At 58.8% G+C, this 24,916-nt stretch carries 24 protein-coding genes; 17 read left to right on the forward strand and 7 right to left on the reverse strand.

What is annotated here, in order from left to right; genetic code table 11:
- Positions 1–26 precede the first annotated feature (26 nt).
- Entirely contained in the window at positions 27–2,468 is a 2,442-nt protein-coding gene (locus EY643_RS18625) for a penicillin-binding protein 1A (protein WP_153240664.1), read from the forward strand.
- A 46-nt stretch (positions 2,469–2,514) separates the two neighbouring features.
- On the opposite strand, the gene EY643_RS18630 is transcribed toward EY643_RS18625, so the two are convergent.
- The 3 genes from EY643_RS18630 to rpmE form a co-directional block, all read right to left on the reverse strand.
- The gene (locus tag EY643_RS18630) at positions 2,515–3,765 is read right to left on the reverse strand and encodes a malic enzyme-like NAD(P)-binding protein (protein ID WP_153240665.1); all 1,251 of its coding nucleotides are present in this window, start codon (positions 3,763–3,765) and stop codon (positions 2,515–2,517) included.
- 71 nt (positions 3,766–3,836) lie between these two features.
- Positions 3,837–4,694 carry a thermonuclease family protein gene (locus tag EY643_RS18635; protein WP_170287471.1) on the reverse strand — a complete coding sequence of 286 codons (858 nt, stop codon included), beginning with the start codon at positions 4,692–4,694 and terminating at the stop codon, positions 3,837–3,839.
- Positions 4,695–4,704: 10 nt separating this feature from the next.
- Positions 4,705–4,923: a 50S ribosomal protein L31 gene (rpmE, locus tag EY643_RS18640; protein ID WP_153240667.1), complete on the reverse strand. Its 219-nt coding sequence runs from the start codon at positions 4,921–4,923 to the stop codon at positions 4,705–4,707.
- Between the two features lie 206 nt (positions 4,924–5,129).
- Between rpmE and EY643_RS18645 the strand changes: the two genes are divergently transcribed.
- The 16 genes from EY643_RS18645 to EY643_RS18720 all read left to right on the forward strand — a co-directional run bounded on the left by EY643_RS18645 (position 5,130) and on the right by EY643_RS18720 (position 20,692).
- Positions 5,130–7,319, forward strand: coding sequence for a primosomal protein N' (locus EY643_RS18645; protein WP_153240668.1), 2,190 nt, complete (start codon positions 5,130–5,132; stop codon positions 7,317–7,319).
- 100 nt (positions 7,320–7,419) lie between these two features.
- Positions 7,420–9,105: an arginine--tRNA ligase gene (gene argS, locus EY643_RS18650; protein ID WP_153240669.1), complete on the forward strand. Its 1,686-nt coding sequence runs from the start codon at positions 7,420–7,422 to the stop codon at positions 9,103–9,105.
- 4 nt (positions 9,106–9,109) lie between these two features.
- The gene (locus EY643_RS18655) at positions 9,110–9,688 is read left to right on the forward strand and encodes an SPOR domain-containing protein (RefSeq protein WP_153240670.1); all 579 of its coding nucleotides are present in this window, start codon (positions 9,110–9,112) and stop codon (positions 9,686–9,688) included.
- A 71-nt stretch (positions 9,689–9,759) separates the two neighbouring features.
- A complete protein-coding gene (hslV, locus tag EY643_RS18660; protein WP_153240671.1) occupies positions 9,760–10,311 on the forward strand; it encodes an ATP-dependent protease subunit HslV in 552 nt (183 codons plus the stop codon).
- A 10-nt stretch (positions 10,312–10,321) separates the two neighbouring features.
- The gene (hslU, locus tag EY643_RS18665; RefSeq protein WP_153240672.1) at positions 10,322–11,644 is read left to right on the forward strand and encodes an ATP-dependent protease ATPase subunit HslU; all 1,323 of its coding nucleotides are present in this window, start codon (positions 10,322–10,324) and stop codon (positions 11,642–11,644) included.
- A 2-nt stretch (positions 11,645–11,646) separates the two neighbouring features.
- A complete protein-coding gene (locus tag EY643_RS18670; RefSeq protein WP_153240673.1) occupies positions 11,647–12,036 on the forward strand; it encodes a gamma-butyrobetaine hydroxylase family protein in 390 nt (129 codons plus the stop codon).
- Between the two features lie 51 nt (positions 12,037–12,087).
- Complete coding sequence (ubiE, locus tag EY643_RS18675) at positions 12,088–12,837, forward strand: bifunctional demethylmenaquinone methyltransferase/2-methoxy-6-polyprenyl-1,4-benzoquinol methylase UbiE (protein WP_153240674.1); 750 nt, start codon at positions 12,088–12,090, stop codon at positions 12,835–12,837.
- A 1-nt stretch (position 12,838) separates the two neighbouring features.
- The gene (locus EY643_RS18680) at positions 12,839–13,498 is read left to right on the forward strand and encodes a ubiquinone biosynthesis accessory factor UbiJ (RefSeq protein WP_153240675.1); all 660 of its coding nucleotides are present in this window, start codon (positions 12,839–12,841) and stop codon (positions 13,496–13,498) included.
- Between the two features lies 1 nt (position 13,499).
- A complete protein-coding gene (ubiB, locus tag EY643_RS18685; protein ID WP_153240676.1) occupies positions 13,500–15,143 on the forward strand; it encodes a ubiquinone biosynthesis regulatory protein kinase UbiB in 1,644 nt (547 codons plus the stop codon).
- A gap of 48 nt (positions 15,144–15,191) precedes the next feature.
- Positions 15,192–15,578: a phosphoribosyl-AMP cyclohydrolase gene (gene hisI / locus EY643_RS18690; RefSeq protein ID WP_240732763.1), complete on the forward strand. Its 387-nt coding sequence runs from the start codon at positions 15,192–15,194 to the stop codon at positions 15,576–15,578.
- Positions 15,575–15,907, forward strand: coding sequence for a phosphoribosyl-ATP diphosphatase (locus EY643_RS18695; RefSeq protein ID WP_153240678.1), 333 nt, complete (start codon positions 15,575–15,577; stop codon positions 15,905–15,907). The genes hisI and EY643_RS18695 overlap by 4 nt, the downstream gene beginning before the upstream one ends.
- Positions 15,908–15,945: 38 nt before the next feature.
- Positions 15,946–16,146, forward strand: a complete 201-nt coding sequence (tatA, locus tag EY643_RS18700) for a twin-arginine translocase TatA/TatE family subunit (protein WP_153240679.1) — start codon at positions 15,946–15,948, stop codon at positions 16,144–16,146.
- A 6-nt stretch (positions 16,147–16,152) separates the two neighbouring features.
- Positions 16,153–16,497, forward strand: a complete 345-nt coding sequence (tatB, locus tag EY643_RS18705) for a Sec-independent protein translocase protein TatB (RefSeq protein ID WP_153240680.1) — start codon at positions 16,153–16,155, stop codon at positions 16,495–16,497.
- Positions 16,494–17,243 carry a twin-arginine translocase subunit TatC gene (gene tatC, locus EY643_RS18710; protein ID WP_153240681.1) on the forward strand — a complete coding sequence of 250 codons (750 nt, stop codon included), beginning with the start codon at positions 16,494–16,496 and terminating at the stop codon, positions 17,241–17,243. The genes tatB and tatC overlap by 4 nt, the downstream gene beginning before the upstream one ends.
- A 48-nt stretch (positions 17,244–17,291) precedes the next feature.
- Positions 17,292–18,938 carry a mechanosensitive ion channel family protein gene (locus EY643_RS18715; protein ID WP_153240682.1) on the forward strand — a complete coding sequence of 549 codons (1,647 nt, stop codon included), beginning with the start codon at positions 17,292–17,294 and terminating at the stop codon, positions 18,936–18,938.
- On the forward strand, positions 18,935–20,692 hold the full coding sequence (locus EY643_RS18720; protein WP_153240683.1) for an ABC transporter transmembrane domain-containing protein: 1,758 nt from the start codon (positions 18,935–18,937) through the stop codon (positions 20,690–20,692). The genes EY643_RS18715 and EY643_RS18720 overlap by 4 nt, the downstream gene beginning before the upstream one ends.
- Here the strand turns inward: EY643_RS18720 and EY643_RS18725 are convergent.
- The 4 genes from EY643_RS18725 to EY643_RS18740 all read right to left on the reverse strand — a co-directional run bounded on the left by EY643_RS18725 (position 20,689) and on the right by EY643_RS18740 (position 24,614).
- The gene (locus EY643_RS18725; protein WP_240732764.1) at positions 20,689–21,585 is read right to left on the reverse strand and encodes a hemerythrin domain-containing protein; all 897 of its coding nucleotides are present in this window, start codon (positions 21,583–21,585) and stop codon (positions 20,689–20,691) included. The two genes, EY643_RS18720 and EY643_RS18725, sit on opposite strands and share 4 nt — an antisense overlap.
- Before the next feature lie 237 nt (positions 21,586–21,822).
- Positions 21,823–23,175, reverse strand: coding sequence for an NAD(P)(+) transhydrogenase (Re/Si-specific) subunit beta (locus tag EY643_RS18730; protein WP_153240685.1), 1,353 nt, complete (start codon positions 23,173–23,175; stop codon positions 21,823–21,825).
- Between the two features lie 6 nt (positions 23,176–23,181).
- Positions 23,182–23,469, reverse strand: coding sequence for an NAD(P) transhydrogenase subunit alpha part 2 (locus EY643_RS18735; RefSeq protein WP_153240686.1), 288 nt, complete (start codon positions 23,467–23,469; stop codon positions 23,182–23,184).
- 2 nt (positions 23,470–23,471) lie between these two features.
- Positions 23,472–24,614 (reverse strand): Re/Si-specific NAD(P)(+) transhydrogenase subunit alpha, encoded by a 1,143-nt coding sequence (locus EY643_RS18740; protein WP_153240687.1) that lies wholly within the window; start codon positions 24,612–24,614, stop codon positions 23,472–23,474.
- Positions 24,615–24,916: the final 302 nt, after the last annotated feature.

The raw sequence follows: 24,916 nt of genomic DNA on the forward strand, positions 1-24,916 counted from the left end.
AAGCCCCTGTTTTGTAAAGAGATTAAATGAGCTTTCTCCACTTTATTCTAAGAATGACTGTTCTTGGGGCCTTTGGCGGGCTCTGGTTACTGGCCGGTGTGTATCTCTACCTAAGCCCCAACCTACCTGACGTAGAGACACTTCGTGACGTCAAATTACAAACGCCTATGCGGGTCTATACCCGGGAAGGTGACCTGATAGGCCAATTCGGCGAGCAGAAGCGCAATCCGCTACCCTTTGACGCCATCCCCGACCAATTTGTCAAAGCGTTGCTCGCGGCAGAGGATGACAGCTTCTTCCGCCATCAGGGCATCGATTTAATGGGGCTGGCTCGGGCTGTATCCGAGCTGGTTCTTACCGGCCAGAAAGGTTCCGGCGGCAGCACTCTCACCATGCAGGTGGCGCGGAACTACTTTCTTTCGCTGGAAAGAACGTTCATGCGCAAATTCAACGAGATTCTGCTGGCAATTGAAATCGAGCGCGCGCTGGACAAACAGGAAATCTTCGAACTTTATTTCAACCGCGTATTCCTGGGCCACCGGGCCTACGGATTCGAGGCCGCGTCCCGCGTGTACTATGGCAAGGGCATCGCTGATCTCAGCCTGGCGCAGCACGCCATGCTCGCCGGCATCCCCAAGGCCCCTTCCCGCAACAACCCTGTAAGCGGCCCCACGGCGGGCAAGGAGCGCCGCAACTGGATTCTTGGCCGCATGCTCGAGCTCGGCTATATCAACCAGGAGAGCTACACCGAGGCGAATGCAGAGCGTGACCCCGCCAAATTGCACGGCGCGCAGTTAACTTTCTCGGCCCACTATGCTGCGGAAATGGCGCGCCAGGAAATGCTGGATCTGTATGGCATGGCCGCCTACAACGACGGCTTCCACGTCTACACCACGATCAGCAGCGAGCTGCAAAAAGTGGGCCGCGACGCCTTGATCAACGGCCTCATTACCTACGATCAGCGCCACGGCTATCGCGGCCCCGAACAGCGCTTCCCTCTGCCTGAGAACAATGAGGTCGACGCCGTCGAATTCTGGCTGGACGCCCTGGGCAACATCGCGGTGATCGCTGGACAAACGCCAGTGATCGTCACCGAAGTCCTGGAAGACAAGGCGCTCCTGCTGTTGGCTGACGGCACCCAGGGAGAGCTTTTCTGGGAAAACGGAATGTCCGATGTTCGCCCCTACATCACCGAAGATAGACGAGGATCGAAACCGGAAGCGCCGTCAGACCTCTTCAAGCCAGGCGATATGATTCGCGTCGTTGAAAACGAGGAAGGGCTCTGGCAACTCTCCCAGGTACCCGCCGCCCAGGCCGCACTTGTGGCCCTGAACCCAAACAATGGCGCCATCGTCACCATCGTCGGCGGCATGGGCTTTGAACTCAGCAAGTTCAATCGGGCAACCCAGGCCCAACGCCAGCCCGGCTCCAACTTCAAACCCTTCCTCTATGGTGCTGCAATGGAAGCTGGATTCACTGCCGCGAGCATCATCAATGACGCCCCGGTGGTACTGGAAGACAGCTCGCTGGAAGATATCTGGCGACCCGAAAACGACGGCGGTGTGTTTCATGGCCCCACTCGTTTGCGCTGGGCCCTCACCAAGTCGCGCAATCTTGTGTCGATTCGGCTGTTACAGCAGTTGGGGGCTCGCAACCTCATCACAGCAGCTGATCGCTACGGCTTCGACACATCCGATTTTACCCCGGACCTGTCGCTGGCCCTGGGCACCCACGCCATGAGCCCACTTGATGTCGCCACGGGCTACGCCATGCTCGCGAATGGCGGCTACCGAGTCGAACCTTTCCTGATTGACAGAATTGACGATTTTCACGGCGAAACAGTGTTCGAGGCCCGCCCTCTGACAGTGTGTCGGGATTGTGAACAAGAACCGAGCCAGAACGAGCAGGCCGAAGAACTCAGCATGGATGAGATCCTGGCCCAACAGACGGCGAACAAAGATCAATTCCCTGCTGCACCGCGAGTGATGGAAGAGCGCGTCAATTACATCCTCAACAGCATCATGGAAGACGTTATCACCCGCGGCACCGGTCGCCGCGCACTGGTTCTGGAACGCAGCGATATAGGCGGCAAAACCGGCACCACCAACGGCCCCATGGACGCCTGGTTCTCGGGCTTCAACCAGGATCTTGCCACCACCACCTGGGTGGGCTTCGACAACTACACCCCGCTGGGTCGGCGAGAATTTGGTGGCACCGCGGCGCTGCCAATCTGGATAGACTTCATGCGCGAGGCGCTGGTTGATAGCGAAGACCGGGAGCGCCCCCTGCCCACCGGCATCGTCAACGTAAAGATTGATCCGCAGACAGGCCTGCTGGCAGGCTCACGCCAGAGCAATGCGATTTTTGAATACTTCCGCCAGGAACACGTGCCGGCCAGCGGTAAAGACAGCAGCAGCCAGAGCCCCGGCAACCAGGGCACCGACGATCTGGTACAAGATATATTCTAGCGGCCGCGGCCGACCGCCCACGGACGACCAGCCACAGAATGGTCGATCAAAGCGTGGGCGCGTAGCCTTCTGGCAATGCGACCCGAGCGACTCCGGATTCGACTGCCGCACGGGCAACCGCCGGCGCGAGACGCCCCAGCAAACGACTGTCCATGGGCTTGGGGATAATGTAATCGCGGCCAAACGCCAGCGATTCGACGTTACAGGCCACCAGAACCTCAGGCTCTACAGGCTCCCGGGTCAATTCGCACAACGCACGCACGGCTGCGACCTTCATCTCTTCATTGATCGCACTGGCCCGGACATCGAGCGCGCCGCGAAATATGAAGGGGAAACCCAGCACATTGTTGACCTGGTTAGGATAGTCCGAGCGGCCGGTCGCAATAATCAAGTCATCACGGGTCGCAAGCGCGAGTTCGGGCTTGATTTCCGGATCGGGATTGGAACAGGCAAACACCACCGGCCGATCGGCCATTGATAACAACATTTCCTGGCTCAGCAGGTCGGCCCCGGAGAGACCGATAAACACATCTGCTCCATTGATGGCATCTGCCAGGCTGCGCTTGTCGGTGTCGTTGGCAAATTCCTGCTTATAGGTGTTCACGCCCTCTCTACCCTGGAAAATAACACCGCGGCGATCGAGCATGTAGATATTCTCTCGGCGAGCCCCAAGGCTCACCAGCAGGCGCATGCAGGCGATAGCTGCTGCACCAGCACCGAGACATGTGACGACGGCGTCCTCGATACGCTTGCCCTGAATCTCAAGCGCGTTAACCAGGCCTGCAGCCGTGACAATCGCGGTGCCGTGCTGGTCGTCGTGAAATACGGGGATATCACAGCGCTCGATCAGCGCTGCTTCAATCTCGAAACACTCCGGCGCTTTGATGTCTTCGAGATTGATACCACCAAATGTAGAAGCGATCCGCTCAACCGTGGCGATGAATTCATCTGCGTCCTCTGTCTCCACCTCGATATCGATGGAGTTGATGCCGGCAAAACGTTTGAACAGAAGCGCCTTGCCTTCCATCACGGGCTTGCTCGCCAGCGCACCGAGGTTACCCAGACCCAGCACAGCCGTACCATTGCTGATAACAGCGACCAGGTTGCCCTTGCCGGTGTAGCGATAGGCGGCGTCCTGATCGGCCGCAATTTCACGACAGGGCGCGGCGACTCCCGGGCTGTAGGCGAGAGCGAGGTCGTGCTGTGTAGCGGCCGGTGTAGTCAATTCCACACTGATTTTACCCGGCGTTGGCAAAGCATGGTAATCCAACGCATCTTGCTTTAGCTGTTCAGACATGGAAAGTCCCCGGAGAAAAAGGATTGAGAGAATAGAGAAAAGCCCCAGACCGGGCAAGGTGATAATTCACGCTAGTACTGGCCTGGATCAAGCATGGTGGAATGCCCCAGGTTTAGCATCCACCAATCGCCGTCCATGGGTATGATCCATCCACGCACTTCTACCTCACGACCCTCCAGGGCCATTAGCTCATGACGCGAGAAGGAGGCCTGGTCACGCGACCGGATTTTCACCCCCAGCTTGCCCCCGAGCTGCACCCACCAGCCATTGTCCTTGAAGGACACTCGCGTGACCTCATCACGTATCAGGGCAAAACCGCCCTGTCCTGAGCGCAAATCCCGCACCGGCCTGGAATCAAATTGCGACTCTGCCCACACACCCGCAGACGCCGAACGAGCCAGGGACTCTGCCGCCGCCAGACACTCGGCGTAGTCAGTATTGGGCGAGATCGCGACATGGAAACCCATACCGCGACGCAGCAGTTCGGCTGACAGGCTTTCCCCGTCAGCGTTAAATGCGTAGGCCAGTAAACGCCCATGCCGATCCCGGGGTTCCGCGCCCTGCTCCAACCAGACGTGACCACTGCTGGTCAGCGCTTGCAGTGCGCGACGAGCGTCCTCCGCCAACGGCTCGTCCGCGCGGCCTTGCCGGCCGAGCTCAGGCGTATTGACGCCCACCAGCCTGAGCCTGTCACCGCCTCGCAGGCGCAGGGTGTCGCCATCGTGGACATGCTCTACCGCCACCTTGCGCAGGGAAGCGCTGTCACGCGCACTGCAGGCCGCCGAACTCGATGCCGGTGCCGGTGCCGGGGCCGCGGCGTATCCTGATAGATCGCAACCACTGAGAGACAGGCATAAAAAAAGCGCCAGGCTCGCATGGAACCGGCGCTTTTCTTGGTCTGCGGCCTGACTTGCGACAGGGTGCAGCACGTTTTGGGCCTTAGCTTTTCTTGGTGCTACGGCTGCCAAAACGCTTCTTGAAGCGGTCTACACGGCCGCCGGAATCAACGATCTTCTGCTTACCGGTGAAGAAAGGGTGGCACTGGGAGCACACATCGACGTGCAGGTCCTGGCACAGGGTAGAGCGAGTTTCGATCTTGTTACCGCAGCTGCATGTCGCAGTGACGGCTTCGTACTTGGGATGTATTTCAGCTTGCATGGTATAGCTCCTTGGTGATGCCGCCACCCGATCTCTGTCGGGCACCGCATCCGGTTACTGGAGAAAAAAGAGGCGCGCATATTACCAGACCCAGCCCGATTAGCAAGTCACCAATTCTGGGGGTTTTCACGGCTCTCAAGCTTCTTTGTCGCCGCTCGCACAGGATTGGTACACTGCCCGTTTTCCCCGGAGAACTATCCCCAGCCATGACTGTCCTGCGCCTGGCCATGCCAACCCCTCTGCGCTCGCTGTTCGATTACCTGCCGCCGGCGGGGATTGAGCTTGCGCAATTGCAGCCAGGGCAGCGCGTCAGCGCCACTTTCGGCCACCGGGAGCTGTGTGGCGTACTGGTTGAAGTACTTGAAAACGCGGCGCCCAGCGAGTACGAAATTAAAGCCGCTGGAGCCATCCTCGATACCAGCCCTCTGTTAACGCCTGGGCTGCAACAGCTGTGCCTGTGGGCCGCAGACTACTATCAGCACCCAATAGGCGAAGTCATGACCGCCGCCTTCCCCACCCGCTTGCGCAAGGGCGGACAGCACCAGAGTCTGGCGATCAAAGCCTGGCAGCTCACGACCCACGGCAAGGGCCTCGCCGAGGGCGCTCTGGCGCGCTCACCGCGGCAAGCTGAGGCCATTGCTGCTCTCAGGCGCGACGGCCCCACCAGCCAGGGAGACCTCGCTGGGGCAGGTATCAAACGCCCGGCCCTCAAAGCCCTTGAAGATAAAGCGCTGGTCGAAACCTGCGAACTAAACCCAGTCCCAAGAGAGGGCCGTGCCCGCCCCGGCCTGACACTCAACCAGCAGCAGTCTCAGGCCCTGAGCGCTATTGCAGCTGCTGGCGACAACTTTACGTGCCACCTCCTGGAAGGTGTCACCGGCTCGGGGAAGACCGAGGTTTATCTGCAAATGATTGCAGCCTGCCTCGCGCGGGGCAAACAGGCCCTGGTCCTCATCCCTGAAATAGGCCTCACCCCGCAAACCGTCGCCCGCTTCGAGCAGCGCTTTGACGCAGAACTGGCCGTGCTGCACTCGGGCCTGGGGGAAGCTCAGCGCAATCGCGCCTGGGAAGCCGCTCGCACCGGTATCGCGCATATTGTGATTGGCACGCGGTCAGCAATTTTTACGCCGCTCGCCCAGCCCGGCCTGATCATTGTCGACGAAGAGCACGATGGATCGTTCAAGCAACAGGACGGCTTCCGCTACTCAGCCAGGGATGTCGCCGTAAAACGGGGGCAGCTGGAGGCCTGTCCGGTCGTTCTCGGAAGCGCCACTCCGTCGCTGGAATCGCTGCATAATGCACTCCAGGGTCGCTATCACCACCACCGCCTTACCGAGCGCGCTGGAGGCAGCAAATTGCCCAAACTGTCGATTCTCGATGTGCGCAAACAACCCTTGCAGGCTGGCATGTCGGAGGGCCTCCTCAATGCGGTCGAAGACACTCTCAGCCGCGGCGAGCAAAGCCTCCTATTTCTCAATCGCCGCGGCTTCGCCCCTACCCTGCAATGCCACGATTGCGGCTGGATTGCAGACTGCCAACACTGCGACGCCAGGCTGACAATGCACCGTCGCCAACGGCGTCTTCGCTGCCACCACTGCGGGCATAACCAGCCGATACCCTCCGCGTGCCCCGAGTGCAGAAGTGAGCAATTACTTACTCTCGGAGTAGGAACAGAGCAGGCTGAGGGCGTTCTAAGGGAGAAATTTCCAATGACAGCGCTGTACCGCGTAGACAGTGATTCCATGCAGGGCCGAGACGCCATGCAGGCTCTGGTCGACCAGGTCAATGGCGGCGAGCCCTGCATCCTGCTTGGCACCCAGATGCTGACCAAGGGGCACCATTTTCCGACGGTCACCCTGGTCGGTGTTATCGACATGGACGCGCTACTCTTCAGCGGGGACTTTCGCGGCGAGGAGCGCGCAGCACAACTACTGACACAGGTAGCGGGCCGCGCGGGGCGCGCAGACCGGCCCGGCCAGGTGATTGTACAAACCCACCACCCGGACCACCCCGGTCTGCAGGGTGCGCTGACCAAAGACTTTCACAATCAGGCTATCGAAATCCTCGCTGACCGAACCGCCAGATCACTGCCGCCCGCCGGCAATATGGCCCTGTTGCGCAGCGACTGCACCGACGCCGCCCAGGGTGAACAATTCCTGCGCGACCTGCGTCTTGCGGCGCAAGCACATATGCCCACCGGGGTCACAATCATTGGCCCTCTACCCGCACCCATGCAACGTCGCGCGGGCCGCTTCCGCGCCCAGATGCTGGTCCACGGAAAAGGTCGACGCGAGGTCCAGCAGGCTACACGACGGCTAATCTCACTGGCCCAGCAACAAAAATCGGGCCGCAATCTGAACTGGTCTGTCGATATCGATCCACAGGATATGTTCTGAAATAGCTCGCCGTCTGGCCATCGGCGCGCCAAGCGGCGATAATACATCCCTCGCGCCGGTCGCGGCACCCGAACAAAACAAGCAGGTACTCTCCCCCGCAATGAAGGAACAACTCTCCCAGCTGATCGAACAGGCGCTGGCGGCACTGGTCGAGCAGGAACAGCTCCCGGCCGACATCGCCCCGCGTATCCAGATCGATCGCACCAAAGACAAGAGCCACGGCGACCTCGCCAGTAATATCGCCCTCACCCTGGCCAAAAGCGCCGGAATGAAGCCGCGTGATCTGGCGCAATTGATCTGTGACGCCCTGCCGGCTTCAGAGATAGTCTCCAGGACCGAGATCGCAGGCCCAGGCTTTATCAATGTCTTCCTGTCCGAGGACAGCAGCCAGGCAGTCATACGCAATATTCTCGACCAGGGAGAGGCCTTCGGCCGCAGCGACACGGGCGCGGGCCGCCGGGTACAGGTCGAATTCGTGTCCGCCAACCCCACCGGTCCCCTCCACGTGGGTCACGGCCGCGGGGCAGCGGTGGGCGACAGTATCTGTCGACTGCTGGCCGCCACCGGCTGGGATGTTGCCAGCGAGTTTTACTACAACGACGCCGGTGCCCAGATCGACAACCTCGCCCTATCCGTGCAGGCGCGCTGTAAGGGCCTGACACCCGACGGCCCTGGCTGGCCGGACGACGGTTATCGCGGCGGCTATATCCTCGATGTGGCGAATGCCTACCTGGCTGGCGAAACCGTGGATGCGACAGACAAACACGTCACCGGCGCCAGCGACCCTGATAATCTTGAGGCAATCCGCCAGTTTGCCGTGGCATATCTGCGGCGCGAACAGGATCTGGACCTGAAAGCATTTGCGGTCAACTTTGACCTCTACTTTCTCGAGTCGTCTTTGTACGAATCAGGCGCCGTCGAAGAGACCGTGGCCAGATTGATCGAACAAGGCCACACCTACGAAGACGGGGGAGCCCTGTGGCTCCGCACAACCGAATTCGGCGATGACAAAGACCGGGTGATGCGCAAAACCGACGGCGGCTACACCTACTTCCTACCCGATGTGGCCTACCACCTCAATAAATGGCAGCGCGGCTTTGAGCGTGTCATCAATGAACAGGGCGCCGATCATCACAGCACCGTGACCCGTGTACGTGCCGGCCTCCAGGCCCTGGATACGGGTATTCCCGAAGGCTGGCCGGATTATGTACTGCACCAGATGGTCACCGTGATGCGCGATGGTGAAGAGGTGAAAATTTCCAAACGCGCAGGTAGCTATGTGACCCTTCGCGACCTGATTGACGAGGTTGGGCGCGACGCTACGCGGTACTTCCTGATCGCCCGCGGCCCCAGCTCACAGCTGACGTTCGACATTGATCTCGCCCTGTCGCAGAGCAATGACAATCCGGTGTACTACATCCAATACGCCCACGCCCGGGTATGCTCTATCATGCGCAAACTCGCTGAAGAAGGCGGAAAATGGGATCGTGAGGCAGCACTCGATAATCTCGATCCGCTGCATGAAGAGATGGAGAAAGCGCTAATGCGGCGCCTTGATCGCTACCCGGAAGTAGTCAGCAACGCCGCCCGCGACAGCGAGCCACATGCCGTGGCTAACTACCTGAAAGACCTGGCTGGCGATTTCCATGCCTGGTACAACGGCCACAAGACACTGGTAGATGACGCAGCACTGCGCAATGCGCGCCTGGCCCTGAGTCAGGCCGTCCGGCAGGTGCTTGCCAACGGACTGGACCTACTCGGCGTCTCAGCCCCGGAGAGCATGTAAACGCATGGCCCAGGATTTTGCTAAAAAGAAGAGCGCTCCGCGCAAGAAGGCACCAGCCCGCAAAAAGCAACCCGCCAAGAAAACCGGCGGCGGTTTCGCGAGTGGCATCAAATGGTATGGCGCAGGCACGTTTACCGGGATTTTCCTGAGCTTTTTGTTCTATCTGGGTACCCTCCCGCCATCGAGCGGCCCGCAAACAACAGGGGCGGAGTCGTCCGCTGCAACCGAAGAACAAGGCCCACCCAAGCCACGTTTCGACTTCTACACCATGTTGCCCGAGCAAAACATTGAAGAAGATATGCCAGCGCCCCCGCCCACAGACACGCTGGCGGAAGCCAACAAGCCGTCGGAGTACTACCTCCTACAGGCGGGCTCCTTCCGCCAGCAGGAAGACGCCGACCGACGCAGAGCCCAGCTACTGCTGTTAGGCCTGGAGCCCAGCATCCGCGAGAGTGACGGCGACAATGGCCGCTGGTTCCGGGTTTACCTCGGCCCCTTCGAAACACGCTCAAAGATGTCCAAGGCCCGCGGTCTGACCGCGGCACAGAATATCGATACGCTGGTCCTGAAACGCAGCGGCTAATCCCACACCCGCGTTCTTGAATTTCTCCATCAGCATCCCCATATCTGCATAACTACTGCAGGAGACTCCGCGTGAAACAATTCGACGGCACAACTATTCTGTCCGTGCGTCGCGGCAACACCGTCGTGATCGGCGGCGATGGCCAGGTGACCATGGGCAACACGGTGATGAAGGGCAATGCCCGCAAGGTGCGCCGACTGTACAAGGGCCAGGTGATCGCCGGATTCGCCGGTGGCACCGCCGACGCCTTCACCCTGTTCGAACTGTTTGAGGCCCAACTGGAAAAGCACCAGGGACACCTGGTACGCGCCGCGGTGGAGCTGGCGAAAGCCTGGCGAACTGAACGCTCCCTGCGTCAGCTTGAGGCTCTGCTCGCGGTAGCCGATCGAGAAACGTCACTGATCATCACCGGCAATGGCGATGTCATTGAACCTGAAGACAACCTCATTGCCATTGGCTCCGGCGGTCCTTTTGCCCAATCGGCGGCTCGCGCCCTGCTGGACAACACCGACCTGGACGCGCGCGATATTGTCGAAAAAGGCCTCGAAATCGCCGGCGATATCTGTATATACACCAATCACAACCGCACCATCGAAGAACTCGATTGCGGTGACACCGACTAGGCTGCACCCCATGTCCAATATGACCCCCCGGGAAATTGTCTCGGAACTCGACAAGCACATCATCGGCCAGCACGAGGCCAAGCGCGCCGTCGCCATCGCCTTGCGCAACCGCTGGCGGCGCATGCAGTTGGCGGAAGAGCTGCGCGCCGAGATAACCCCCAAGAATATTCTTATGATCGGCCCCACCGGGGTCGGCAAAACCGAGATTGCCCGCCGGCTGGCGAAGCTGGCCAATGCGCCCTTCGTGAAAGTCGAAGCCACAAAATTCACCGAGGTGGGTTATGTTGGCCGCGATGTAGAGTCGATTGTTCGCGATCTGGTGGACGTCTCCATCAAGATGCTGCGCGAACAGGAGATCACCCGGGTTCGCTTCCGCGCCGAGGAGGCCGCCGAAGAGCGTATTCTCGACATTCTTCTGCCACCAGCTCGCGACGCGCAGGCCAGCACCGGCGAGAACACTCGCCAGCTACTGCGCAAGAAGCTGCGCGAGGGCGACCTGGACGACAAGGAAATAGAAGTAGACATCAGCACCCCCGCCATGGGCATGGAAATCATGGCGCCTCCCGGCATGGAAGAAATGACCAACCAACTACAGGGCATGTTCTCAAACATGTCCAAAGGTCAGCGCAAAACCCAGAAAATGCCGGTAAAAGCGGCATTTACCGCCCTCTGCGATGAAGAGGCCGGCAAAATGGTGAATGAGGAAGAGCTCAAACAAAAAGCGGTCGAAGCGGCCGAGCAAAATGGCATCGTCTTTATCGATGAACTGGACAAAGTCGCCAAGCGCACCGAAGGAGCTGGTGCCGATGTGTCCCGCGAAGGTGTGCAGCGCGACCTGCTGCCGCTGATCGAAGGGTCCACTGTCAGCACCAAGCACGGCATGATCAAGACCGACCACATTCTATTCATCACCTCTGGTGCGTTTCACCTGGCCAAGCCTTCAGATCTCATTCCTGAACTGCAGGGTCGCCTGCCCATCCGGGTGGAGCTCAGCGCCCTCACACCGGAAGATTTTGAGCGAATTCTCACCGAACCCAACGCATCCCTGACTGAGCAATACCAGGCCCTGCTGCAAACCGAGGGTTTGTCTGTGGAATTTACCCCCGAAGGTTTGCGCCAGATTGCGGAGACGGCCTGGCAGGTAAACGAGAAAACAGAGAACATTGGCGCCCGGCGCCTGCACACGGTCATGGAGCGGCTGCTGGACGAAGCGTCATTTGAAGCGGCCGACGCCGGCCTCTCCGACGATGCCGTGACCGTGGATGCGGCTTACGTTAGCGATAAGCTCGAGGCGCTCAGTGCCGACGAAGATTTGTCGCGTTTCATCCTGTAAGCATGAGCGACTCCACGCGCCCAGAGGGTATCCAGTTGCACACGCGCTCACGCGAGCTTGAGCTGAGCTATAAAGATGGCCAGAACTACCGCTTGAGTTGCGAGTTCCTGCGGGTGCTATCCCCCTCAGCTGAGGTCAAGGGGCACGGCCCTGGCCAGGAAGTCCTGCAAACCGGCAAATTAAACGTCGCCATCACCGCTATCCGCCCGGTCGGAAACTACGCTCTGCAACTGGTCTTCGACGACGGCCACGACAGCGGTCTCTACTCCTGGGACTACCTGCACCAGCTCTGCACCGAGCATGATCAACTGTGGCAAGCCTATCTCGACAAACTCAGTGCCGCCGGCGCCAACCGGGACCCAGACGTTCAGGTCGTGCAGCTCAAGCTCTAGACTGACGGCGGCCGCCCTCTCGGGGTACAATGCCCGCCCTCAGGAGGATTCATGAGCGAGAAACAAAAAACTCATTTCGGCTATCAACAGGTCGATACAGAAGCCAAAGCAGGTATGGTGGCAGACGTGTTCCACTCGGTGGCAGCGCGCTATGACCTGATGAACGATCTGATGTCGGGTGGCGTTCACCGCATCTGGAAACGTTTTACGATCGAGCTCTCTGGCGTACGCAAAGGCCACAGCGTCCTCGACATCGCAGGCGGTACCGGCGACCTCGCGGCCAAGTTTTCCCGCATTGTGGGAGATGACGGTCGAGTGGTGCTCGCCGATATTAACGATTCCATGCTTAAAGTCGGGCGCGACAAACTGCTGGATACTGGCCACCAGGGCAACATCGAGTTTGTCCAGGCAGATGCCCAGTTCCTGCCGTTTCCCGACGATAGCTTCGATTGCATCACCATCGCTTTCGGCCTGCGCAATGTGACCGCCAAGGAAACTGCGCTTCGCTCGATGCTGCGGGTGCTCAAGCCCGGTGGCCGCCTGCTGGTGCTGGAATTTTCAAAACCCGAGAATGAACTGCTCAGCAAGGCCTACGACACTTATTCTTTCCGCCTTCTGCCATTGATGGGCCAACTGGTCGCCGGCGATTCCGAAAGCTACCAGTACCTCGCCGAATCGATCCGTATGCATCCTGACCAGGATACGCTGAAAGATATGATGGAAGATGCGGGCTTCGCCCGGGTGGAATACCACAACATGACCGGTGGTATCGTCGCCCTGCACAAAGGCATCAAGGCCTGAGATGACCGGGGAGATCAATCCCACAATCCACACTGCGGGCCTCGCGGCGTTGGAAGCAGCTGCCAACCGCGCACTGAAGCTGGCACCGGAAGCCGGTGCGCGCCTGGCACCTTTGCACGACGAAGTATTCGCCCTGCACTGTACGGCACCCGCGGTAGCGATCTACCTTCAGCCCAGGGACGACGGAATTGCCTTTATGGGCATCTACGACGGACCCGTCACAACCAGTATCAAAGGCGAAGCCAATGATTTCGCTGAACTCGCCGCCTCCAGTGATCCCGCCGCCACCCTGATCAACGGCAAGCTGGAATTACAGGGTGACAGTGCCCCGCTGATTGAATTGCAGAAAGTGCTCGCAGGACTGGACCTTGATTGGGAAGCACCGTTGGTAGAAGGGCTTGGCGATGTAGCTGGCCACCAACTCGCCGCTGTCCTGCGCGCCACATTCAACTGGGGTCGCCAGGCCGGCACCAGCCTTGAACGTCAGTGGAGTGAATTCATCCACGAGGAAGCGAGACTCACTCCACCGCGATTGGAGTTGGAAGATTTCTACCGCGATGTACAGGAGCTTTCACTGCAGGTGGAGCGTCTGGAATCGCGCATAGCACGCATAACACGCAAAATAGCGGCTGCAAAAACAAACACACAGGGGCGCGGCTAGTATGTCTCGCGCCCTGCGCCTGGCCAAAATCCTGCGCACCGCTGGCCGCTACCGACTGGACGAGTTGGTCGACGCAGACCGCCTTCCCAAATCGCTTCGCTGGGGGCTCAAGGTTTTCCCCTGGCGCCTGGCGAGCAGCCCAAATCTGTCGCGCGGTGAGCGCCTGCGCAAGGCGCTGGAAGAGCTGGGGCCCGTGTTTATCAAGTTCGGCCAGATGCTCTCTACCCGACGCGACCTGCTACCGGAAGACATTGCCTCTGAGCTCGCCAAGCTGCAAGACGATGTACCGCCTTTCCCGGAGGCAGAATCGCTTGCCATTATCGAACGCGCTCTCGGGAGCCCCATCGACAAGCTCTACGCCAGCTTCGAAACCACACCCATGGCGTCGGCCTCCGTCGCCCAGGTACACGCTGCCACACTGCATAGTGGTGAAGAGGTGGTGGTGAAAGTAGTGCGGCCCGATATTGAGCCGATCATCCGCCAGGACCTGGCTCTTATGTATACCCTCGCCAGAGCAGTAGAGCGCTATGTGCCCGATGGGCGACGGCTGCGTCCGGTGGAAGTTGTCAGCGACTACGAGCTGGTCATTCTGGACGAGCTGGACCTGGGTCGGGAAGCGGCCAATGCCTCGCAACTGCGGCGCAACTTCGAAGGTAGTAACCTGGTGTACGTTCCCCAGGTGCACTGGGACTACAGCTGCCGCCAGGTGTATACCATGGAGCGCATCTCGGGTATTCCAGTGACGGACATGGATACCCTGCGCAACCTCAATGTCGACCTTAAACTGCTGGCCGAGCGAGGCGTGGAGATTTTCTTTACCCAGGTACTGCGCGATAGTTTCTTTCACGCAGACATGCACCCGGGCAACATCTTTGTCGACGCCACCGACCCGCAGAACCCAGGCTATATCGCCGTGGATTGTGCAATCATCGGCGCGCTGTCAGAGTCGGACCAGTACTATCTCGCGCGCAACCTGCTCGCTATTTTCCGCCGCGACTATCACGAAGTGGCCCAGCTCCACGTCGAATGTGGCTGGGTGCCACCCAACACAAGGGTGCAAGATTTCGAATCTGCTATGCGCGCCGTGTGCGAACCGATCTTCGAACGTCCCATCAGCGAAATATCCTTTGGCGAGCTGTTGATCTATCTGTTTCGCACGGCCCGCCGTTTCGACATGGAGGTCCAGCCCTCACTGGTACTGCTGCAGAAGACCCTGCTCAACATCGAGGGTCTGGGCCGTCAGCTGTATCCAGAGCTCAACCTGTGGGATACCGCCCAACCCTTCCTTGAGGAGTGGGTGGCGGAACGCTATTCACCCCAATCGATGCTCAAGCGGCTGCAGCGCCACGCCCCCTCCTGGCTCGAGCAATTGCCTCAATTACCCGACGTAGTTATGGACAATCTGCAGCACGCCCGGGAGCTGGAGCAACGCTTCGATCTGCAGCAGCAAAGGGTACAAAAATTACAGCAGGAAACTCAAAAGGCAGTGCGTCAAAGGCGGCGATTCCTGGCGGCCGCACTCGCCTGTGGCGCGGCAGTACTGTTTGCGATCCCCGGTGCCTGGAATCAGCTACTGCAAGCGCCACTCGCCACCTGGCTGCTCGGGGCCCTGGGCCTTGCGCTGCTGTGGCCGCGGGAGTCGTGAGCAAGAGTACCCTGTGCCATAATGGTGCACCCCGATGGAATAATCGAAATGTTCACGCAACAAGTTAAATGGAACGAAGACGGCCTGGTACCGGCTATCGCCCAGGACTGGCAGACGGGCGAGGTGCTGATGATGGCGTGGATGAACGCCGAGGCGCTCGAGCTTACCGCCCGCGAGGGGCGAGGTATCTACTGGTCCCGCTCGCGAGGCGCACTCTGGCGCAAGGGTGAAGAGTCCGGCAATATCCAGCATTTGAAGGAACTCCGCCTGGATTGTGACGGCGACACCGTGCTGCTGAAAGTCGAACAAGTTGGCGGCATTGCCTGTCATACTGGCAGACGCCACTGTTTCTACTTCAAGTATGACGAAGGCGAATGGCGCACAACAGAAGAAGTGTTGCGCGACCCCAGCGAGCTATACGGGAGCAAACAATGAGTGACGTCCTGAGCCAGTTGGCAGTGACCCTGGAGCAGCGCAAGTCCGCGGCGGCGGATGAGTCTTACGTCGCCAGCCTCTATGCCAAAGGGCTGAACAAAATTCTGGAAAAAATCGGTGAAGAAGCCACCGAAGTCATCCTGGCGGCCAAGGATCTTGAAAACGGCGGCAGCCGCGAGGAACTGGTCGGCGAGGTGGCGGACCTTTGGTTTCACAGTATGGTCGCCCTCGCTCAACTCGATGTGGAACACAGCGAGGTCCTCGATTGCCTGGCAGAGCGGTTTGGCCTGTCGGGCCTTGAAGAAAAAGCCTCCAGAGCACCGAAGTAATCGCTAAATTGAATCAACAGAAAGTAGTGGAGTAAGTCATGGGAATAGGTGGAATTAGTGTCTGGCAACTACTGATCATTCTCGCCATCGTTGTAATGCTTTTTGGTACCAAGCGCCTGCGTACTCTCGGTTCCGATCTGGGCAGCGCAGTAAAGGGGTTCAAGAACAGCATGACCGAGGAAGGCGCAGCCGACCCGGAAGAGAAAGCCCCCTCTGACGAAGAAGCGAAGGACAAGTAAGCACCGATGTTCGACATTGGCTTCACCGAACTGGTCATTGTCGCCATCGTCGGCCTATTGGTTATTGGCCCGGAGCGTCTGCCCGGGGCTATCCGTACCGGTAGCGCGTGGCTCGGCCGCATAAAACGCGGCTTCAGCGACATAAAGCGTGAAGTAGAGCAGGAACTGCACAACGACGGCGTCATGCAGGAACTGAAAAAAACCCAACAGCAGCTGAGCGATGAAGCCTCCGGCCTCGCCAAAAACGTGCAGCGAGCGGCCGAAGATCTCAACCCCCTGAGTGAACCCGAAGACCAAGCCGGTGCCGCTAGAAAAGCTGGCCCTGACAACACAGCAGATAAAGCCGAATGAGCGAAGCTGATATCGACGACCAGCCCCTGCCGCTGGTCGCCCACCTGACCGAACTCCGCGACCGCATCTTACGCGCGTTGGTAGCCGTGCTGGTGGTGTTTATCTGCCTGTTTCCGTTCGCCAACGAAATCTACACTTTCGTCTCCGAACCGCTGCGGGCCCTGTTGCCCGAGGGCGCGACTATGATCGCCACCGAGGTAGCCTCGCCCTTTCTCACCCCGTTCAAACTGACCCTGGTTACAGCGGTATTCGCAGCCATTCCCTACATCCTGTATCAGATCTGGAGTTTCGTGGCCCCAGGGATGTACAAGCACGAAAAGCGCTTTGCCATTCCCATGCTGGTGTCGAGCATCGCCCTGTTCTACGCGGGTGCGGCATTTGCCTACTTCGTGGTGTTCCCGCTTATCTTTGCCTTCTTTACCAGTGTCGGCCCGGAAGGCATCACTATCATGACGGACATCAACAGCTACCTGAATTTTGTGCTCAAGCTGTTTTTCGCATTCGGGGTTGCCTTCGAGATCCCGATCGCTGCCATCATCATGATCTGGGCCGGCATCACCGATGCCGACACGCTGGCCAGAAAAAGGCCCTACATCATCGTAGGGTGCTTCATTTTTGGCATGCTGCTCACCCCACCGGACGTGATCTCACAGTCTCTGCTGGCCATCCCCATGTGGATTCTATTTGAGTTCGGCGTGTTCTTCGGTCGCTTCGTACAAAAACGCGAAGAAGTGGACAGCGCCTAAACCGCCGCTTTGCGCTACCATGGTGCCTCGAGCATCAGGACCTGCCCCATGTCGACAACCATCAAAAGCTTTGCCCTCGCTGTACTTTTCGCCCTGCCGGTCAGCTACGCTGCCGCCCAGATCGATCAAACAGACCCCGATGTCTCAGCTCGAGAGCTGATCGAGGCAGCGCAGAAATCCGAACAACTGGTAGAGGAAATATCCTCCACTCATCCAGATGCGCTGCAAGAGCAGGCCTCGCCACTCGCGGCCATGCTCGGACTACGCGAAGCGGTGAAGAAGAACGACTTCGAAGCGGCCAGCAAATTTCTCGATCGACGCTATATCGAAGACGACATCGGCGACTTCAATGACGAGCAGCTGCTGAGAGCACTGGGCTATGTCTGGAACCGCCAGAACATTCTGGATATCACGTCTATCAGCGATGCACCGGACGGCGACCTGGACGACGGCCTTCCCAGTTATCGCGACCAGGTGGGCCTGGTGTCCCTCAAGGAAGAAGATGTTCCCATCTACGTACAGCGTGTTCCCGACGGCAAGGGAGGCAGAATCTGGAAGCTCTCGAACGCCACCGTCGCGCGCATTCCGGATATGTGGGATGAACTCGGTTATGGCGAAACGGCCATCCAACTGTCCGGCATCCTGCCTGAGTTCACATTCCTCGGGATGCAGAACTGGCAAATCGCTGGGGCAATTGTATTTTTCCTGCTGGCCTGGCCTGCGGCGGTCCTGATCAGCTATCTACTCATGCGAATTGCGCTACTGATCCCGAATCGCTTTCCTCTGGGCATACAACGCTTCTTCCGCGGCTCTTTCCGCTTCTTTTTGTTCCTGCATATTGCCCGCTATTTCATCGGCGAGCTGGGCTTATCCCTGACCTCGCGAATACTGATCGAATCCGCCGGCTTCGATTACATCGCCTGGACCGTGTTGCTCATGGGCCTGCTATCACTGTTGCGGGATTACCAGATTCGCAAGATGCAGTATGCCGGCAATACGCACTATGTCGCGCTGCTTAAACCGTTTACCACCATCATCAAGGTATTCGTGGTCACCATCATAGCCCTGTTCTGGGCGAAGCAGGCCGGCTACGACATGTCCACCATTCTCGCCGGTCTCGGCGTCGGCTCGCTGGCTGTCGCACTGGCAGCGCAAAAAACCCTCGAGAACGTGATCGGTGCGATTACGCTCTACACCGCACGACCGGTCAGCGCAGGCGATTTCTGCCGCTTCGGGAATGTCACCGGCACGGTAGAGGAGATCGGTCTGCGCTCCACCCTGATCCGCACCCTCGATCGCTCCATGTTGGTCATCCCGAATTCCGTGTTCTCTTCCGTTGAAATTGAGAACTTTACCGAGCGCGACCGAATTCGCTACTTCCGTCGCTATCAGATGGTGCTGCCCTCGCGAGAGCAGCTCGAGCACGTCCTTGAGGCCGTGCGAAACTTGATGGTGGCGGAAGAGAAAGTGCTGAATGAAACCATCAGTGTCCGTTTCGAGAATATTCAGGAAGGGACCGCTGTCCTGCGCCTGGATGCTGGCGTGGATACAACCAACTATCAGGAATTTCTGTTGGTCGCGGAGCAACTTAACCTGGGCATCGTCGAAATAGGTGCGAGCTCTGGCGCGCGCTTTGGTGGGCCGCGCCAGCTCATCGAATTCGAGAACACAGACGAACACAACGCCAGCTCATGAACCGGCCCAAGGGGCCCATTGGCTCCCTGCTCCCGGTGTTCCGGCTGTTGTGGCCCTATAAGGCCCGATTGCTGGGCGCGAGCCTCGCCCTCCTGTTCACCGCAGGAGCAACACTGGCGCTCGGCAGGGGCCTCCAGGTACTGATCGATGAGGGAATCGGTGGTGGCACCAGTGCCGATCTCAAAGCGGCGATCGCCCTGCTCCTGACAATTGCGGCTGCCATCGCGGTGGGCACGTTTGTTCGCTTCTACCTCGTGTCCTGGCTAGGTGAAAGGGTCAGCGCAGATTTGCGCAAGGCGGTTTTTGACAACATCGTCCGGCTGCATCCCGGTTATTTCGAAACCAATCGCTCCGGCGAGATCATGTCGCGGATCACAACCGACACAACACTGCTACAGACCATCATTGGTTCGTCATTCAGTATGGCTCTGCGAAGCAGCCTGACCACCACCGGCGCTCTGGTCATGATGTTTATCACCAACCTGAAGCTGAGCCTCTATATCGCGGTAGGCGTGCCTCTGGTTTTGTTACCGATCATCGTTTTCGGCCGCAGGGTCAGGCGCCTCTCCAACCAGAGCCAGGACAGCATCGCCAACGTGGGCAGCTATGCCGGCGAGGTTGTCCAACACATTCGCGTAGTGCAAAGCTACACCCGCGAGAAGTTCGAAAGCGAGGCGTTTGCCGGTGAAGTCGAGCGCGCCTTTGCAATCGCAAGAAACCGCATTCGCCAGCGCGCGCTTTTGATCTGCGGGGCGATTTTCATGCTCTTCGCTGGCATGTCCGCCATGATGTGGGAGGGCGGCCAGGACGTTATCAGCGGCAGGATGAGCGGCGGCGAACTTGGCGCCTTTGTGTTCTACGCGGTCATGGTGGGCATGGGCGTGGGAACAATCTCTGAAGTCTGGGGTGAACTGCAGCGCGCCGCCGGCGCAGCTGAGCGACTGGTGGAACTGCTGAATACCCGGAGCCTGATCGCCGATCCGGGTGAATTGACCCTGCCCGACCACCAACAACAACCGTCCCTCGCGCTGGCAAATGTCCAATTCAGTTACCCGACCCGGCCTCAGGTGCTGGCGCTGAAAGATTTCAACCTGGATATCCAGGCAGGCCAGAGCCTCGCTCTCGTCGGCCCCTCTGGTGCGGGAAAATCTACCGTACTCGAACTGCTGCTGCGCTTCTACGATCCACAGCAGGGCAGCGTTACCCTGGACGGGCGCGATATCCGCGAACTCGGTCTGCAGCAATTGCGCTCACACATTGCCCTGGTGCCACAGCAGCCCACGCTTTTTACCGGGGACGTGCGCTATAACATCGCCTACGGCCGGCTGGATGCGGGGGAAGAGGAGATTGTCGCTGCGGCCAAAGCCGCCCACGCCCACGAGTTCATCAGCCAGCTACCCGAAGGTTACGCCAGCCACCTTGGCGAACAGGGCGTTCGACTTTCCGGTGGCCAGCGCCAACGTATTGCCCTGGCACGGGCAATACTCAATGACCCGCAAATTCTACTGCTGGACGAAGCCACCAGCGCCCTTGATACCGAGAGCGAGTACCAGGTACAGCAAGCGCTGGAGGAACTGATGAAAAATCGAACCACGGTAATTATCGCCCACCGCCTGTCGACGATTCTCCACGCCGATCGTATCGCCGTTCTCGATCACGGCCAGGTAGTCGCCACAGGAAAGCACGAGGAGCTGCTGCAGACCAGCGATCTATACGCCCGTCTGGCCAGTCTTCAGTTTCGCGAACCGGGCTAGCGCGCCAGTTTTTTCAGCCGCTGCAAGCGCTCACCGTTAAGTTCGGCAAGGTCGTCAATGGCATCCCGCGACAGCGCCACTACCTCTTTTGCGAAGGAAACGCTCAATCGGGTGTTGTTCGCAACACAGCGCAGAGGTGCCGTCAGCGGCTCCTCCTGGAACATACTGCGGGCGTCTTCCACTGCTGTATGAAAATGATCGCTGGCACTGGCACCAGCTGATTCATAGGCCCGCGAGACCACATCAAGCGACTCCATCAGCGCCTCTATCCCGATCAATTCAGCGACGGCCCCTTTCTCCGCGGTGTGCCGCACGCGGCGACGCAGGCGCCGGGTGAGGGTGCGAAACTCGCGCTGCACAGCCGGCCCGAACACAGGTACAGACACCGATTTGAGCTGGTCATCCGCGGCAAGGTCACGCCAGTCGTCCAGAGACAGTACTTCTTCGATATGAGGGAACACGAGCTTCTCTTCGACGTTCATATGCTCGTAGCAATGCTCTACATAGGCACGTCCGGCCGCCACCAGCTTTTCGTCCGCCAGATCACCCTTGCGCCAGGCACGAATATCCGCCAGTAACTTACGCCCGTTTTTGGCCGTGCGATCGTGGTCTCGCTGCAGCGTATCCACCTCATCAGCAGCCTTGCCATCAAGCTCGGCGACGCGGCTGTAAATCAGGTCTTCCCGGGGATGGTGATACTCATCGGGCCAGCTCACCATATAGTCCATGATCTCGTAAATAACATGAGCATCAGCGTCTCCCCCACTCTCAATCAGCTGCAACTGATCGAGAAACAACTGCATCACACCCGCCATATGGCGGTGTTCGGCGCGCAGGGCTTTCATCAATGGTGGCTCGGGGGCACTTTCAGCGGCTTTACTGGGTGCGGCCATGATCATCCTCTCTCTGTCTTATTGTCAGGATAAGGCCACAGGCTAGCGTGTCCACCGTTTGGCGGCATTGATGCCGCTCATGGGTTCTACAATCTCTCGATGGGTTGATTTTTCAGACTTGCGTTGGGTCTCAATGGACCGGATTGGTGGCCTGGACCGAGATGAGGCCGTGGAGAGGGAATACAAACAAAAACGCCGACCAAAGAGGCCGGCGTTCGAGTGGAATCAAAAGGTCTATCAGCTGAATTCTCGAATCAGCCCGCCGATGGATTCCTTGGCGTCACCAAACAGCATCCGGGTGTTCTCTTTGTAGAACAGCGGATTCTCGATGCCGGCAAAGCCGGAGGCCATGGAGCGCTTCAGTACGAATACCGTGCGCGCGGTATCGACATTGATCACCGGCATGCCGTAGATGGGGCTGCCCTCGTTCTCGCGAGCCGCCGGGTTAACCACGTCGTTAGCGCCGATCACAATAGCCACATCCACAGTTTCCATACGTGGGTTGATGTCGTCCATCTCCAGCAGCTGGTCGTAAGGCACATCGGCCTCAGCCAGCAGCACGTTCATGTGACCCGGCATACGGCCCGCAACCGGGTGAATACCAAAGTTCACTTCCGCGCCGTTTTGTTCCATCAGCTCGGTGAGCTCTTTTACCACGTGCTGGGCCTGCGCAACTGCCATGCCGTAACCGGGAACAATGGCCACAGAAGAAGCCGCTTCCAGAACATAGTAGGCGTCTTCGACCGAGATGGGCTTGATCTCGCCTTCGACCTCGGTAGTGTCCTGTACGCCACTGCCGAAGCCAGAGAACAGAACATTGGAGAGCGAGCGGTTCATCGCTTTACACATAATCTGGGTAAGAATGATGCCGGAGGCACCCACCAGAGAACCGGCGACGATCAGGATATTGTTGTCCACCGCAAAGCCAGCCGCGCAAGCCGCAAGGCCAGAGTAGGAGTTCAACAGCGAGATGACCACAGGCATATCGGCACCGCCGATGGGGATCACAGCCATGATGCCAAAGGCCAGCGACAAGACCACTACCAGGAAGAGCCAGAACGTGGCGTCGGGATTGTTCACAAACATCACGCCGCTGAGGACAATACCGGCCACAATCAGGCCATTTACCATTTGCTGCTTGGCAAACATGACCGCAGCACTGGAAATGCGCTCGCTCAGCTTGCCGTAGGCAACGAGCGAGCCGGTAAAGGTCATGCCACCGATCAGGATCGACAAAACAATGGTGGTGAGGGTAAAGGCATCTGCACCAGGAGCGATGGCAGCCATGCCCACCAGCAGGGAGGCCATACCGCCGAAGCCGTTAAACATGGCCACCATTTCAGGCATCGCGGTCATTTCGACAGTGCGGGCAACATAAGCGCCAATAGCACCGCCAACAACCATGCCGATGACAATCATCTGATAGTCAAGAATGCCCTGATCCAGCAGTGCGGCGACAATCGCCAGCAGCATACCGGAAGAGGAGATCATATTGCCGCGACGCGCAGTCGCGGCGGAGCCAAGTTGCTTCAGGCCAAATATAAACAGGGCCGCAGCAACTACATAGGCGTATTGAATCAAGTTGTCCATGATGCCTTAGCCCTCCTTCTTCTTGAACATGGCGAGCATGCGATCGGTCACCAGGTAACCACCCACCACGTTAATGGAGGCGAGGGCCACAGCGAAGAAACCCAGCCATTGGGCCAGGTCGCTCTCACCGGTACCTGCCAGCGCGATAGCTCCCACCACGGTGATGCCGGAAATCGCATTAGCGCCAGACATCAGCGGTGTGTGCAGGGTGGCCGGCACTTTGTTGATCAGCTCAAAGCCCAGGAAAATGGACAGCATGAGAATGAACGTCAGGAATACTTCTGCGGGAATCATGCTCAACCCTCCCCTTCAATGATGTTCTTGATGGTGTCGTTGGTGATCTCACCGCCGTGGGTGATGATGCAGCCGGGAAGAATGTCGTCATTGAAATCCACAACGAATAGCTTCTTCTCCTCGCACCAGTTGTCCTCGACCAGATTAAACAGGTTGGACGAGTACATCTGGCTGGCATCCCGGGGGACTTCGCCAGCCCAGTTACCTGTGCCAACAATAGTGACGCCGGACCACTCGACAGTTTCGCCGGGGACAGAGCCCTCGACGTTGCCGCCGCTCTCCGCCGCCATATCGACGATCACTGAACCGGGCGCCATGCGCTCAACCACATCCTTGGTAATAAGAACCGGAGGCTTGCGGCCAAACAATTGGGCGGTGGTGATCACCACATCAGACTTGGCGATAATATCTGCCTGGGCCTGCTGCTGCTTTTCCACCTGCTCAGGGGTCAGCTCCTTGGCGTAGCCACCGGCGGTTTCGCCGGTTTCACCCAGGTCGATCTCCAGGAACTTGGCGCCCAGAGACTGTACCTGCTCGGCTACTACCGGGCGGGTATCGAAGGCGGTTACCTTGGCACCGAGACGCTTGGCGGTCGCGATAGCCTGCAGGCCTGCGACACCGGCGCCGATCACGAATACGTTGGCGGGCTTCAGTGTGCCAGCCGGGGTCATCATCATCGGGAAAATACGCGGCAGCTCGGATGCCGCCTTCATTACCATCACATAGCCCGCGAGGTTGGCCTGGGAGCTCAAAGCGTCCATCTTCTGGCTGCGTGTGGTGCGGGGAATCATCTCCATGGAAATAGAGGTTACTCCCGCATCCTTGAACGCATTCACGAGCGCGTGCTCGTTAAATGGGTCCAGGTAGCTGATGTGGATAGCACCACGCTGCATTAGCGCGATTTCTTCTGCAGTGGGTTTGTTCAGGCGCAGCAGCATGTCTGCGCTGGAAAACAGCTCATTCCGGTCAGAGACGATGGTAGCCCCTGCCTCAGTGAACTGCTCGTCGGTGAAACCTGAACCGGTGCCCATTCCGGACTCCACTTGCAGGTTTGCTCCCATGCGGACCAACTTCTTGGCCACATCCGGCGTGATGGGAACCCGGTTTTCACCCGATTGTGTTTCCCTGGGTATTGCGATGCGCATAACGGTGATTACCCCCGATGCTTGTTTGTGTGTTTTCGGCCCTGTGTCGGCTCTTCCGGATGGCGCCTCTGCGGGCCCTGTCCCTACTGCTTTTTACTACCCCGTTTTCGAGGGGGCGCCCACTCTAGCATACGGAGAAAACCGCCGGAACAATGACCACTATTCACGACCTGAATTACCTTCCCGTTCTCCATTGATAGAGAACACCCTGCCATTTTCGGAGCACACCCTAGCGCAGCCGCGCGGGGACTGGCCAATTTACCCAAGTCACCCTGTCAAACAATGACAGAAGAGCCCAATTA

It is taken from the genome of Halioglobus maricola, from assembly GCF_009388985.1.
GTDB classification, from domain to species: domain Bacteria; phylum Pseudomonadota; class Gammaproteobacteria; order Pseudomonadales; family Halieaceae; genus Halioglobus; species Halioglobus maricola.

Excerpts from the sequence above, each read along its gene's own strand:
- EY643_RS18655 (WP_153240670.1), top strand. The coding sequence starts at position 9,110 with ATGGCCCAGGATTTTGCTAAAAAGAAGAGCGCTCCGCGCAAGAAGGCA.
- EY643_RS18630 (WP_153240665.1), bottom strand. The coding sequence starts at position 3,765 with ATGTCTGAACAGCTAAAGCAAGATGCGTTGGATTACCATGCTTTGCCA.
- EY643_RS18625 (WP_153240664.1), top strand. The coding sequence starts at position 27 with ATGAGCTTTCTCCACTTTATTCTAAGAATGACTGTTCTTGGGGCCTTT.
- EY643_RS18725 (WP_240732764.1), bottom strand. The coding sequence starts at position 21,585 with ATGGCCGCACCCAGTAAAGCCGCTGAAAGTGCCCCCGAGCCACCATTG.
- ubiE (WP_153240674.1), top strand. The coding sequence starts at position 12,088 with ATGAGCGAGAAACAAAAAACTCATTTCGGCTATCAACAGGTCGATACA.
- tatB (WP_153240680.1), top strand. The coding sequence starts at position 16,153 with ATGTTCGACATTGGCTTCACCGAACTGGTCATTGTCGCCATCGTCGGC.
- EY643_RS18670 (WP_153240673.1), top strand. The coding sequence starts at position 11,647 with ATGAGCGACTCCACGCGCCCAGAGGGTATCCAGTTGCACACGCGCTCA.
- EY643_RS18735 (WP_153240686.1), bottom strand. The coding sequence starts at position 23,469 with ATGATTCCCGCAGAAGTATTCCTGACGTTCATTCTCATGCTGTCCATT.
- argS (WP_153240669.1), top strand. The coding sequence starts at position 7,420 with ATGAAGGAACAACTCTCCCAGCTGATCGAACAGGCGCTGGCGGCACTG.
- EY643_RS18695 (WP_153240678.1), top strand. The coding sequence starts at position 15,575 with ATGAGTGACGTCCTGAGCCAGTTGGCAGTGACCCTGGAGCAGCGCAAG.
- EY643_RS18680 (WP_153240675.1), top strand. The coding sequence starts at position 12,839 with ATGACCGGGGAGATCAATCCCACAATCCACACTGCGGGCCTCGCGGCG.
- ubiB (WP_153240676.1), top strand. The coding sequence starts at position 13,500 with ATGTCTCGCGCCCTGCGCCTGGCCAAAATCCTGCGCACCGCTGGCCGC.
- rpmE (WP_153240667.1), bottom strand. The coding sequence starts at position 4,923 with ATGCAAGCTGAAATACATCCCAAGTACGAAGCCGTCACTGCGACATGC.
- hslU (WP_153240672.1), top strand. The coding sequence starts at position 10,322 with ATGTCCAATATGACCCCCCGGGAAATTGTCTCGGAACTCGACAAGCAC.
- EY643_RS18715 (WP_153240682.1), top strand. The coding sequence starts at position 17,292 with ATGTCGACAACCATCAAAAGCTTTGCCCTCGCTGTACTTTTCGCCCTG.
- EY643_RS18645 (WP_153240668.1), top strand. The coding sequence starts at position 5,130 with ATGACTGTCCTGCGCCTGGCCATGCCAACCCCTCTGCGCTCGCTGTTC.
- tatA (WP_153240679.1), top strand. The coding sequence starts at position 15,946 with ATGGGAATAGGTGGAATTAGTGTCTGGCAACTACTGATCATTCTCGCC.
- tatC (WP_153240681.1), top strand. The coding sequence starts at position 16,494 with ATGAGCGAAGCTGATATCGACGACCAGCCCCTGCCGCTGGTCGCCCAC.
- EY643_RS18740 (WP_153240687.1), bottom strand. The coding sequence starts at position 24,614 with ATGCGCATCGCAATACCCAGGGAAACACAATCGGGTGAAAACCGGGTT.
- EY643_RS18720 (WP_153240683.1), top strand. The coding sequence starts at position 18,935 with ATGAACCGGCCCAAGGGGCCCATTGGCTCCCTGCTCCCGGTGTTCCGG.
- hisI (WP_240732763.1), top strand. The coding sequence starts at position 15,192 with ATGTTCACGCAACAAGTTAAATGGAACGAAGACGGCCTGGTACCGGCT.
- EY643_RS18730 (WP_153240685.1), bottom strand. The coding sequence starts at position 23,175 with ATGGACAACTTGATTCAATACGCCTATGTAGTTGCTGCGGCCCTGTTT.